The following is a 12,571-nucleotide window of genomic DNA, read 5'->3' on the forward strand; positions in this document are numbered from 1 at the left end:
TATAAAAATAACAATTTAGAAAAAAGAAAAATCTAAACTTTCTAACTTTTATTATAAAGCAATTGTTCGCATGTATGAAATGTTTTCCGTTATAATGAGGGATAAAGTGAAACTTTAATTAGTGTGGGGAGATCCCACGTACTAATTATTAACCCTCACCAATCGGGCTTTTACGTGCATCCAGGCTCCAAATTAATTTTGCCCCATTGTTTTTAATACTTTTGAGGTGGGAGTCTTACTACACGTTAATGCGGGATAAAATGAAGAAGTTGAATAAAAAGGAGATTATACATATGCATGAGCAAATTTTAGGAGCAATTAAAGAGTTTGATACAATTATTATTCATCGTCATGTGCGTCCAGATCCAGATGCATTAGGTTCACAGGGCGGTCTTGGTACGATTCTACAAGAATCGTTTCCAGAGAAAAATATTTATACGGTTGGGTACAATGAACCGTCACTAGAATATTTACGAGTAATGGATGATATTGAAGATAGTGTATATGAAAATGCACTTGTTATCGTATGTGATACTGCGAACCAAGAACGTGTTGACGATCAACGCTATGCAAAAGGGAAGATGTTAATTAAAATTGATCATCATCCGAATGAAGATCCGTACGGAGATATTACGTGGGTAGATACGACATCAAGTTCTACAAGTGAAATGATTTATGAGTTTTACAGTTATGGAAAAGATAAAGGATTACAGATAACGAAAGAAGCAGCTCGTCTTATTTTAGCGGGTATTGTTGGGGATACAGGTCGTTTCTTATTCCCGAATACAACAGCGAAAACACTTCGTTACGTAAGTGAGCTCGTTGACATGGATGTGAAATTTACAGATTTATACAATGAAATGTATAAGACAAAAGAAAAAATTGCTCGTTTAAACGGTTATATTTTACAAAACTTCACAATGGTAGAAGAAGGCGCAGCGTACATTAAATTAACGAAAGAGGTACTAGAAGAGTTTGATGTACTTTCTACTGAAGCATCTGGTGTTGTCGGAGCACTTGGTAATATTGATGGATTAAAGGCATGGGTTCTATTTTTAGAGGAAGATGATGTTATTCGTGTTCGTCTTCGTTCAAAAGGACCAGTTATTAATAAGTTAGCAATGCAATATAATGGCGGAGGACATCCGATGGCTTCTGGTGCAAAAGCATCTTCTTGGGAAGAAGCAGATCGCCTGTTTGCTGATTTACGTGAGCTGTGTAGATAAAAATTGTAGGTTGAACGAAAGAGAAGGAGAGGCACTGAAGCCCTCCTTTTTTTTATTTTTCTTTCTCTATATCAATACTAATTTCAAGTACGGTATCAAAAGAGACTGTGTCTACTTTAAAGCGGTATATACGATCGTAATGTTTGTACGTTTTATTTTCGATGACTTTTTTGAGCAGGTCTTTATTTTTTGCGATGCTTTGAATGTTTTTCGTTAAAAGATGCTGGAGATCATTATGGATAGAAGTGGTCATGTTTTCAAGTGTAAGATTGTCTAAATCATATTTTTTTCGATTTATAATTTTTATTTTGATTTCTTGAATTGTTAAGAGCCGTTTATTTTCTGTGTTCAATTTCTCTTGGTCTTCGAGAAGGACGTGGAGTTTTGCTTCTTGTTTTTCGATAATTTCTTTTTGTTCTGCTATTTTACTAGTTTGTTCTTCTTGAAAAACACCGTATATGTACAAAAAAACAAACCAGCTCAACACGCCTCCAACAGCAGCGCCAGCTAAAACTAAATACCACCTTTTGGCTGTATTGGCACTGGGTACTCTCATACATGTTCCTGTGTAAGCCATTTAATAATAATAAGACCAGTTTGCATACCGCCAGTTGCAAAAAAAATAAGGAGAATTTGTTTTACGATATCTTTCATATCTCCGCCAAAGAAGCTTCTTTCAAAGCTATAAAAGGTATCGAACGTTCCGCCAATTGCTGCAACGAGTGCCCAAATTCTTAAATTTTGGGCGAATTGATTAATATAAGTTAGAGCTGGTTTTCCGATGAGAAATGCACCAAATCCGCCAATTAATGAACCACCAAGTATAACTCCAAAGGCAATAAAATAACTAATAATAAGCAGAGAGAAAAAAGTATGTTCTCTTACATCCATCGTCATTCCCCTTTCTTCTTCATATATATGGACAAAGTATGAGAAGTATGTTTTGATTTCCGCTTTCCTCATCACCTATAATAAAAGTAGTCACATAGGTAAAGAGAGGGTACAACAGTGAAGTTTGTGCATTTACAATGTCAAACCGTTTTTAGTTTATTAAAAAGTGCTTGTAAAATTGATGAGCTTGTCATTCGGGCGAAAGAGCTTGGATTTTCATCGCTGGCCATTACAGATGAAAATGTTATGTATGGAGTTATTCCGTTTTATAAAGCATGCAAGAAAAATGGTATACAGCCTATTATCGGCTTAACAGCTTCTATTTTTAGTGAAGAAGAAGAAAGGTCTTATCCACTCGTCTTACTTGCTGAGAATGAAATAGGCTATCAAAATTTATTAAAGATCTCTAGCAGCATTATGACGAAGTCAAAAGAAGGTATCCCGAAGAAGTGGCTTGCTCATTATGCGAAAGGGTTAATTGCAATTTCACCAGGGAAAGACGGAGAGATTGAACAGCTATTATTAGAAGACAAAGAGAGTCAGGCTGAAGAAGTAGCTCGTACGTATCAAAATATGTTCAGCAATTTTTATATAAGTTTGCAGCATCATGCGATTCAAGATGAACTGCTTTTACAAGAAAAACTGCCTGAATTTATTAATAAGGTAAACGTTCCAGTCGTTGCAACAAATGATGTTCGCTATATTAATCAAAGTGACGCACTTGTTCATGAATGTTTATTATCTGTTGAAGGCGGAACGAAAATGACTGATCCAGATAGACCGAGAATGAAAACGGATCAGTATTATTTAAAGTCATCGGATGAAATGGGAGCATTATTTTCTCATGCTGAGGAAGCGGTTCAAAATACAATAACAATCGCGGAACGTTGCCAAGTAGAAATTCCTTTCCATGTAAATCAATTACCGAAATTTCCTGTTCCATCTAACGAGACGAATGATACGTATTTGCGCCGTGTTTGTGAAGAAGGTTTGCAGAAACGCTATGGTACGCCGAAAGAAGCGCATATAGGACGTTTGGATCATGAATTAAATGTTATTTCTCGTATGGGATTTAGCGATTATTTCCTCATCGTATGGGACTTTATGAAATATGCACATGAAAATCATATTTTAACTGGGCCAGGCCGTGGATCGGCAGCTGGTTCACTCGTTTCTTACGTATTGGAAATTACAGATATTGATCCGATTGAATATGAATTATTATTTGAAAGGTTTTTAAACCCTGAACGTGTGACACTTCCAGATATTGATATTGATTTTCCAGATATAAGACGTGATGAGATGATTCGATATGTGAAAGATAAATATGGTCAGCTTCGTGTTGCTCAAATTGTAACGTTCGGAACTCTTGCAGCGAAAGCCGCAATTAGAGACATTGCTCGTGTAATGGGACTCCTGCCAAGAGATATTGACATATTTTCAAAACTTATCCCATCAAAGCTTGGTATAACGTTAAGAGATGCATATGAGGAATCGCAATCGCTCCGTGAGTTTATACAAGGGAATCTGTTACATGAGCGTGTGTTTGAAATTGCAAAACGTGTAGAGGGATTACCGCGTCATACGTCTATTCATGCAGCTGGCGTTATTATGAGCCAAGAACCGTTAACGGGAAGTGTAGCGATTCAAGAAGGGCATAACGATGTCTATGTTACGCAATATCCAGCTGATGCATTGGAAGAACTTGGATTGCTCAAGATGGATTTTTTAGGCTTACGTAATTTAACGTTACTTGAAAATATTATAAAATTTATTGTTAAAAAAACCGGGAAACAAATTGATATAAGAAATTTACCTCTGCAAGATGAAAAGACGTTTCAATTGTTAGGAAGAGGGGATACAACAGGTGTATTCCAGCTTGAATCAGGTGGTATGCGAAATGTACTTCGTGGGTTAAAACCAAATGAATTTGAAGACATAGTCGCCGTTAACTCGTTATACAGACCAGGACCGATGGAACAAATTCCAACCTTTATTGAATCGAAGCATGGGAAAAGACAAATTGAATATTTACATCCGGATTTAAAGCCGATTTTAGAAAGAACATACGGCGTAATTGTATACCAAGAACAAATTATGCAAATCGCATCGAAGTTAGCTGGATTTTCGCTTGGAGAAGCGGATTTGCTGCGCCGTGCAGTGAGTAAAAAGAATCGTGATATTTTAGATCAAGAACGTAAGCATTTTGTTCAAGGTTGTTTGGAAAACGGATACGATGAGACATCTTCAGAACAAATTTATGATTTAATTGTAAGATTTGCGAATTACGGTTTTAACCGAAGTCACGCTGTAGCTTACAGTATGATCGGATATCAGCTTGCATATTTAAAAGCAAATTATACGCTGGAATTTATGACTGCGTTATTATCAAGTGCAATTGGAAATGAAGATAAGATTGTGCAGTATGTACGAGAAACGAAGCGGAAAGGTTTTCACGTTTTACCGCCGTCTCTTCAGAGAAGTGGTTACAACTTCCAAATAGAAGGGAATGCGATTCGATATAGTTTACTTTCGATTCGGAATATCGGGATGGCTACCGTGACGGCATTACTCGAAGAACGAGAGGAAAAAATGTTCGAAGATTTATTTGAGTTTTGTCTTCGTATGCCATCAAAATTTGTAACAGAGCGAAATTTAGAAGCGTTTGTCTGGTCTGGTTGTTTTGACGGTTTTGGTGTTTCGAGGACGACGTTATGGAGAAGTCTTAAAGGAGCGTTGGAGTATGCAAATCTTGCACGTGATTTTGATTTAGGGGATGCTGTTCCGAAATCAAAATACGTACAAGGAGAAGAGCTATCCTTTATTGAACAGTTAAATAAAGAGAAGGAAGCACTCGGTTTTTATTTATCTAGCTATCCGACAGCGCAGTATGCGGAGCTAGGAAAAGAATTAGAAATTCCATCTCTTGCTCAGGCGATGCGACATAAGAAAAAAGTACAAAGAGCGATCGTATATATAACAAGTGTGAAAGTTATTCGTACGAAAAAGTTGCAAAAGATGGCGTTTATTACGTTCTGTGATCAAAATGATGAAATGGAAGCCGTTATTTTTCCAGAAACGTATATACATTTTTCGGACAGGTTACAAGAAGGTGCAATCGTTTTAGTTGATGGTACGATCGAGCAAAGAAATCATAAGTTGCAATGGATCGTGAATGGACTATATCCGCTAGAAGAAATGGATGTTTATGAAGGAATGAAAGAAGCATCTGTTTACGTGAAATTGCCGTCTCAATATGAAAAAAAGCTTGTAAATCAAGTTACAAAAATATTGTTTGATTATTCAGGTTTTACGAAAGTACTAATTTATTATGAAAAGGAACATAAAATGGTACAATTATCTCGAAGTTTATCGATTCATCCAAGTGAAGAATGTCTAGGAGCACTTCGTGAAATTGTCGGTGACGAAAATGTCGTTGTGAAAATATAATGGACAATTTCCCTACACTTCGATTATTATAGTAGTAGTGTTCGTGGTCAGACCACTTGGAGAAATTGATATCAGCAAGCATAATTTGAGGAGAGTGGATAGTTTGTCAACACTTCGTGAAGAAGCACTTCACATGCATAAAGTGCATCAAGGAAAATTAGAAACTGTATCAAAAGTAAAAGTAGAAAATGCAAAAGATTTAAGTCTTGCATATTCTCCAGGGGTTGCAGAGCCTTGTAAAGAAATTTATGACGATAAAAGTAAGGTATATGAATATACAATGAAGGGAAATATGGTAGCAGTTGTGACAGATGGAACGGCTGTACTTGGTCTTGGTAACATTGGACCTGAAGCATCTCTTCCAGTAATGGAAGGTAAAGCTGTATTATTCAAGAGCTTTGCTGGTGTAGATGCATTCCCGATTGCCTTAAATACAAACGATGTAGATAAAATTGTTGAAACTGTAAAATTAATGGAGCCAACTTTTGGCGGTGTAAACTTAGAAGATATCGCAGCGCCAAACTGCTTCGTTATTGAAGAACGTTTGAAAAAAGAGACAAACATTCCAATATTCCATGATGATCAACACGGAACAGCTATCGTAACAGTAGCAGGCCTTGTGAACGCGCTGAAGTTAGTTGGAAAGAAAATGTCTGACATTAAAGTTGTCGCAAATGGTGCAGGTGCAGCAGGTATTGCAATCATTAAACTTTTATACCGCTATGGTGTACGTGACGTTATTATGTGTGACCGTAAAGGTGCAATCTATGAAGGTCGTCCTGTCGGTATGAATCCGGTGAAAGATGAAGTTGCAAAATATACAAATAAGAGTCGTATAGAAGGTTCTTTAGCTGACGTTTTACAAGGTGCGGACGTATTCATTGGTGTATCTGCAGCAGGTGCATTAACTGAAGAGATGGTTCGTACAATGAATGACGATGCAATTATTTTTGCAATGGCGAATCCGGTTCCAGAAATTATGCCAGAATTGGCAAAAGCAGCGGGCGCAGCTGTTGTTGGAACAGGTCGTTCTGACTTCCCGAACCAAGTAAATAATGTACTAGCGTTCCCAGGGATTTTCCGCGGTGCACTTGATGTACATGCGACACAAATTAATGAAGAAATGAAGATGGCAGCTGTACAGGCCATTGCAGAGCTTGTATCAGAGGATGAGTTGAATGCAGATCATATCATTCCAGCACCATTTGACGCGCGTGTAGCGCCTCAAGTAGCGGCTTACGTTGCGAAAGCAGCAATGGAGACAGGAGTAGCTCGCCGTCAAGTAGATCCAAATGAAGTCGCTGAGAAAACAAAACAATTAGCGCTGATTGGTAAAGAATAAGCGAGGAATTTCCATTGACATCATCAAATACAAAAGTATATCTCGAAATTGTAAAAAAAATCCGTTCCATTATGGAAGAGGATTGTTTAGTGGCAGGGGATCGTTTGCCATCTGAGCGTGAGTTAAGTTCACGCTTAAATGTTGGACGTTCCTCTGTAAGAGAAGCATTACGTGCGTTAGAGCTGGTAGGATTAATTGAAACGAGACGTGGTGAGGGAACGTTTATTCGAAACTTTTACGATAACGGTCTTGTACAATTAATTGCTCCGTTCTTGCTGCAAGATGAGAAAACAATTCGTGATTTATTACAAACAAAACGATTGCTTGAGAAAGATATGATTCGACTTGTATGTAATTTACCGAAAGAAACGTTTTCTGAAGTACTAAGTAAATTACACCAAGTGCTTGAAGAAAATGAAAGCTCAATTCCGGTGCTTCATCAAACGTTCTTTAAAACACTTATTGAACAATTCGATAATTATTTACTCTATCGCATTTGGATGATCGTAAATGATTACGTTGCAACTCTTTCTTGTGAAGTTTCAGGAGATTCTATCGAAATGTATAGAAAGCTTTATGCTACTTTGGAAGTGAAACAAGAAAATGATGCATTAAAAATTTACGATGAATTAGTAGAGAATATACAGTTTCACTCGTAATGTATAAAATTTGTCGAAATGACCATGACACGTTATGACAAACATTCTACCGCATAGCGGTTAAAGTTAAACGTAAAGAGAGAGGTTATTAGACAGATTGAGAAGATAAGGCTAACATCAAACATTGGTGTTAGCCCCATTTTCTTCTTACGCTAACCTTAGCTCTCAATGAAGGGGGTCAAATTGTGCTAAGAGATTTATTCGTGAAAAAGAAAAAGTACGCTGCAATACCTTCAGAACAAGTACGAAAAGATGTACCAGATGGCGTTATGACAAAATGTCCGAAATGCAAAAAAATCATGTATACGAAAGAGCTTCTTAAAAATTTAAAAGTATGCGTGAATTGTGGATATCATCATCCGATGAATGCATGGGAACGCCTTGATAGTATATTGGACGAAGGTTCATTTCGTGAGTATGACAAAGAGATGGTTTCACTAAATCCACTTGAGTTTCCGGGATATGAAGAGAAACTAGAAAACGATCGTAAGAAGACTAAATTGAATGAAGCGGTTGTAACTGGTGAAGGAACAATTGATGACATGCTTGTTGTTGTTGCAGTAATGGATTCTCGTTTTCGAATGGGCAGCATGGGCTCTGTTGTAGGAGAGAAAATTGCCCGTGCGGTTGAAAAGGCATACGACTTACAAGTTCCATTTATTATCTTTACTGCTTCGGGTGGTGCTCGTATGCAAGAAGGGATATTAAGTTTAATGCAAATGGCAAAAACAAGCGTAGCTTTGAAAAAGCATAGTAATGCAGGAGGGTTATTTATTTCTGTTATGACTCACCCAACGACGGGCGGGGTTTCAGCGAGTTTCGCTTCACTTGGTGATTACAATCTTGCAGAGCCAGGTGCACTTATCGGATTTGCTGGTAGACGCGTAATTGAACAAACAGTGCGTGAGAAACTACCGGAAGATTTCCAAACGGCAGAATTTTTACTAGAGCACGGTCAATTAGATGCGGTGGTGCATCGTGATGATATGAGAGAATCACTCCGTAAGATTTTAGAAGTTCATCAAGGGGGGGAAATGGCTGTATGGCAGAGCTAGAATTTGAAAAACCAGTTGTTGAGCTAAGAAATAAGATTCGTGAACTGAAAGACTATACGAAAAACAGCCAGATGGACTTCAGTGAGGAGATTCGTATTTTGGAAGACAAGCTAGAAAAACTAGAGGAAGATATATACGGCAATATGAAAGTATGGGACCGTGTTCAAATTGCTCGTCATGCAGAACGACCGACAACGCTCGATTATATTGAGCACTTATTTACTAATTTTTTTGAATGTCATGGAGATCGCCTATTTGGCGACGATGCAGCGATTGTCGGCGGCATTGCGAAATATAAGGGGATGCCCGTAACTGTAATTGGGCACCAACGCGGAAAAGATACGAAAGAAAATATTCGTCGTAATTTTGGGATGCCTCATCCAGAAGGATATCGAAAAGCACTGCGTCTAATGAAACAAGCGGAAAAGTTTAATCGTCCCATTATTTGTTTCATCGATACGAAGGGAGCTTATCCTGGTAAAGCAGCTGAAGAACGTGGACAAAGTGAGGCAATTGCCCGTAATTTATTTGAAATGGCGGGTTTAACTGTACCTGTTATTTGTATCGTTATCGGTGAAGGTGGTAGCGGTGGTGCGTTAGGTCTTGGAGTAGGAGATTACATTCATATGCTGGAAAATTCCACTTATTCTGTTATTACACCAGAGGGTGCGGCGGCGATTCTTTGGAAAGATGCTGGTAAAGCAAAAGAAGCTGCAGAAGCGATGAAAATTACAGCATTAGATTTGAAAGAATTAGGTGTAATTGACGAAATTATTCCAGAGGCAAAAGGCGGAGCACATCGTAATGTTTTGAAACAATCAGAAAATATAGATTTAATGCTTAAGAAAACTTTTGAACAATTAAGCGGAATTTCGAAAGATGAATTAATCGAAAAACGTTATGAAAAATATATGAAAATTGGGCAAGTTTCGTTTTCAAACGCTTCCATTGGGATAAAATAAGAAAAGCGTGCGTTCCTCTTCGCGAATGCACGTTTTTATTATGAAAAGACACATCTTCTCCATTGTGTTTTTGTATTTTTTCGTGTTATTTTATTATAAGGCAAATAATCTTTATGAGGTGAGTACAAATGAAACGTATTGGTGTATTAACAAGTGGTGGAGATTCACCTGGTATGAATGCTGCCATTCGTGCAGTTGTTCGTAAAGCGATTTTCCATGATATTGAAGTATATGGTATTTACCATGGATACGCTGGTTTAATTTCTGGTCATATTGAAAAATTAGAACTTGGTTCTGTTGGCGATATTATCCACCGTGGTGGTACAAAATTATATACAGCAAGATGTCCTGAGTTTAAAGACCCAGAAGTACGACTAAAAGGAATCGAGCAATTAAAGAAACATGGTATTGAAGGACTTGTCGTTATTGGTGGAGATGGTTCGTACCAAGGCGCAAAAAAATTAACTGAGCAAGGATTCCCATGTGTAGGTGTACCAGGTACAATCGACAATGATATCCCTGGAACAGACTTCACAATTGGTTTTGATACAGCTTTAAACACTGTTATTGATGCAATTGATAAAATCCGTGATACAGCTACATCTCATGAACGTACATATGTTATCGAAGTAATGGGACGTCACGCTGGAGATATCGCATTATGGGCTGGTTTAGCTGATGGTGCAGAAACTATCTTAATTCCAGAAGAAAAGTATGACATGGAAGATGTTATCGCTCGTCTGAAACGCGGTAGTGAACGTGGTAAAAAGCACAGTATTATCGTTGTAGCTGAAGGTGTTGGAAGTGCAATTGACATCGGTAAGCACATTGAAGAAGCAACAAGCTTTGATACTCGTGTAACTGTATTAGGTCACGTACAACGTGGTGGATCACCAAGTGCACAAGACCGTGTATTAGCTAGTCGTCTTGGCGCAAGAGCAGTTGAATTATTAATTGCTGGTAATGGCGGACGTTGTGTTGGTATTCAAAATAATAAACTTGTTGATCATGACATTATCGAAGCGTTAGCTCAAAAGCATACAATCGATAAAGATATGTATCAATTATCTAAAGAATTATCTATCTAATCGGCTTAATGCCTTGTATTTGGGAACGGTTTCATAATTTTCGGAGGTGCAATATGCGTAAAACTAAAATTGTATGTACTATAGGTCCTGCTAGTGAAAGTATTGAGAAATTAGAACAATTAATGGAAGCGGGTATGAACGTTGCTCGTTTAAACTTCTCTCATGGTAGCCATGAAGAGCATGGAGCTCGTATTAAAAATATTCGTGAAGCTTCAAAGAAAACTGGTAAAACAGTTGGTATCTTACTTGATACAAAAGGTCCAGAAATCCGTACACATGACTTCGTAGACGGACAAGCTGAGCTTGTAACAGGTGCAGAAGTAATTCTTTCTACTGAACAAGTATTAGGAACTGCAGAGAAGTTCTCTGTATCTTATGCTGGCCTTTATGATGATGTTGATCCAGGCTCTCGTATTCTAATCGATGACGGTCTTATCGAACTAGAAGTAATCGAGAAAGCTGACGGAAACATCCGTACAAAAGTATTAAACAGCGGAACTGTAAAAAATAAAAAAGGTGTTAACGTACCAAACGTAAGCATTAAGCTTCCTGGTATCACTGAAAAAGACGTGCAAGATATCGTTTTCGGTATCGAGCAAAAAGTTGATTTCATCGCAGCATCTTTCGTACGTAAAGCATCTGACGTATTAGAAATTCGTGAATTATTAGAAGGGCATAACGCTCAATACATCCAAATCGTACCAAAAATCGAAAACCAAGAAGGTATCGACAACATCGATTCAATCTTAGAAGTTTCTGACGGTTTAATGGTTGCTCGTGGTGATATGGGTGTAGAAATTCCACCAGAAGAAGTACCATTAGTACAAAAACGTCTAATCAAAAAATGTAACGTATTAGGCAAACCAGTTATTACTGCAACACAAATGTTAGATTCTATGCAACGTAACCCACGTCCAACTCGTGCGGAAGCAAGTGACGTAGCAAACGCAATCTTCGATGGAACAGATGCAATCATGCTTTCAGGTGAAACTGCTGCGGGTCAATACCCTGTAGAAGCTGTAACAATGATGGCTAACATTGCGGTACGTGTTGAAAAATCATTACAATATGAAGATATGTTCAAAAAACGTATTAAAGAGTTCACGCCAACAATTACAGATGCAATTAGCCAATCTGTTGCGCACACAGCACTTGCTCTTGATGTAGCTGCAATCGTAGCTCCAACAGAAAGTGGACATACTGCGAAAATGATCTCTAAATACCGTCCGAAATCTCCAATCGTAGCTGTAACATCTGACGAGCAAGTAGGACGTCGTCTTGCACTTGTTTGGGGTGTTCAAGCATTTATGTCTGAGAAACGTGCAGCTTCTACTGACGAAATGTTAGATACAGCAATTCAAACAGGTATGGATGCGGGTCTAATCGGACTTGGAGATACTGTAGTAATCACTGCTGGTGTTCCAGTTGCTGAAACTGGTACAACAAACTTAATGAAAATCCACGTTGTTGGTGAAAAAGTTGCTAAAGGGCAAGGAATCGGTCGTAAATCTGCAAAAGGTAAAGTAGTTGTAGCGAAAACAGCTGCTGAAGCTGTAGCGAACGTAAACAAAGGTGATATCCTTGTTACAACAAGCACAGATAAAGATATGATTCCTGCAATTGAAAAAGCTGCTGCTCTAGTTGTAGAAGAAGGCGGTCTAACAAGCCATGCAGCTGTTGTAGGTGTATCAATCGGTATTCCTGTTATCGTTGGTGTAAACGGCGTAACAACAACTTTAAAAAATGGCCAAGAAGTAACAGTTGATGCAGCACGCGGAATTGTTTATAATGGACATGCGGAAGTGCTATAAGAAGTAATACGGAGAGAAGGATCGGAGTCCTTCTCTTTTTTTTACACAAAAAAGGATAGAGATAGCTTTAAATGCCTGAAATCGCTT

At 38.0% G+C, this 12,571-nt stretch carries 10 protein-coding genes; 8 read left to right on the forward strand and 2 right to left on the reverse strand.

From position 1 onward, the window contains the following. The first annotated feature begins 293 nt into the window (after positions 1 to 293). A complete protein-coding gene (locus AC0IXC_RS08765; protein WP_002143355.1) occupies positions 294 to 1,226 on the forward strand; it encodes a DHH family phosphoesterase in 933 nt (310 codons plus the stop codon). A gap of 52 nt (positions 1,227 to 1,278) precedes the next feature. Here the strand turns inward: AC0IXC_RS08765 and ytrI are convergent, their stop codons facing one another. Beyond that, positions 1,279 to 1,782, reverse strand: coding sequence for a sporulation membrane protein YtrI (gene ytrI, locus AC0IXC_RS08770; RefSeq protein ID WP_002088948.1), 504 nt, complete (start codon positions 1,780 to 1,782; stop codon positions 1,279 to 1,281). Then, entirely contained in the window at positions 1,779 to 2,192 is a 414-nt protein-coding gene (locus AC0IXC_RS08775; RefSeq protein WP_002034291.1) for a YtrH family sporulation protein, read from the reverse strand. Before AC0IXC_RS08775 ends, ytrI begins: the two co-directional genes overlap by 4 nt. Before the next feature lie 42 nt (positions 2,193 to 2,234). Between AC0IXC_RS08775 and dnaE the strand changes: the two genes are divergently transcribed. From dnaE to pyk, 7 genes are all read left to right on the forward strand, one after another. Further along, a complete protein-coding gene (gene dnaE, locus AC0IXC_RS08780) occupies positions 2,235 to 5,567 on the forward strand; it encodes a DNA polymerase III subunit alpha (protein WP_326997483.1) in 3,333 nt (1,110 codons plus the stop codon). A 133-nt stretch (positions 5,568 to 5,700) separates the two neighbouring features. Further along, on the forward strand, positions 5,701 to 6,909 hold the full coding sequence (gene ystJ / locus AC0IXC_RS08785; RefSeq protein ID WP_161793975.1) for an NADP-dependent malic enzyme: 1,209 nt from the start codon (positions 5,701 to 5,703) through the stop codon (positions 6,907 to 6,909). 14 nt (positions 6,910 to 6,923) lie between these two features. After that, complete coding sequence (locus tag AC0IXC_RS08790; RefSeq protein ID WP_002015502.1) at positions 6,924 to 7,568, forward strand: FadR/GntR family transcriptional regulator; 645 nt, start codon at positions 6,924 to 6,926, stop codon at positions 7,566 to 7,568. 185 nt (positions 7,569 to 7,753) lie between these two features. After that, entirely contained in the window at positions 7,754 to 8,623 is an 870-nt protein-coding gene (gene accD / locus AC0IXC_RS08795; RefSeq protein WP_002015500.1) for an acetyl-CoA carboxylase, carboxyltransferase subunit beta, read from the forward strand. Then, a complete protein-coding gene (gene accA / locus AC0IXC_RS08800; RefSeq protein WP_000818787.1) occupies positions 8,611 to 9,585 on the forward strand; it encodes an acetyl-CoA carboxylase carboxyl transferase subunit alpha in 975 nt (324 codons plus the stop codon). Before accD ends, accA begins: the two co-directional genes overlap by 13 nt. A gap of 128 nt (positions 9,586 to 9,713) precedes the next feature. Further along, complete coding sequence (gene pfkA, locus AC0IXC_RS08805) at positions 9,714 to 10,673, forward strand: 6-phosphofructokinase (protein ID WP_002034288.1); 960 nt, start codon at positions 9,714 to 9,716, stop codon at positions 10,671 to 10,673. Between the two features lie 53 nt (positions 10,674 to 10,726). After that, positions 10,727 to 12,484 carry a pyruvate kinase gene (gene pyk, locus AC0IXC_RS08810; protein ID WP_002015497.1) on the forward strand — a complete coding sequence of 586 codons (1,758 nt, stop codon included), beginning with the start codon at positions 10,727 to 10,729 and terminating at the stop codon, positions 12,482 to 12,484. Positions 12,485 to 12,571 lie beyond the last annotated feature (87 nt).

It is taken from the genome of Bacillus sp. AC266, from assembly GCF_979253805.1.

Excerpts from the sequence above, each read along its gene's own strand:
- AC0IXC_RS08765 (WP_002143355.1), top strand. The coding sequence starts at position 294 with ATGCATGAGCAAATTTTAGGAGCAATTAAAGAGTTTGATACAATTATT.
- ytrI (WP_002088948.1), bottom strand. The coding sequence starts at position 1,782 with ATGAGAGTACCCAGTGCCAATACAGCCAAAAGGTGGTATTTAGTTTTA.
- ystJ (WP_161793975.1), top strand. The coding sequence starts at position 5,701 with ATGCATAAAGTGCATCAAGGAAAATTAGAAACTGTATCAAAAGTAAAA.
- accA (WP_000818787.1), top strand. The coding sequence starts at position 8,611 with ATGGCAGAGCTAGAATTTGAAAAACCAGTTGTTGAGCTAAGAAATAAG.
- pfkA (WP_002034288.1), top strand. The coding sequence starts at position 9,714 with ATGAAACGTATTGGTGTATTAACAAGTGGTGGAGATTCACCTGGTATG.
- pyk (WP_002015497.1), top strand. The coding sequence starts at position 10,727 with ATGCGTAAAACTAAAATTGTATGTACTATAGGTCCTGCTAGTGAAAGT.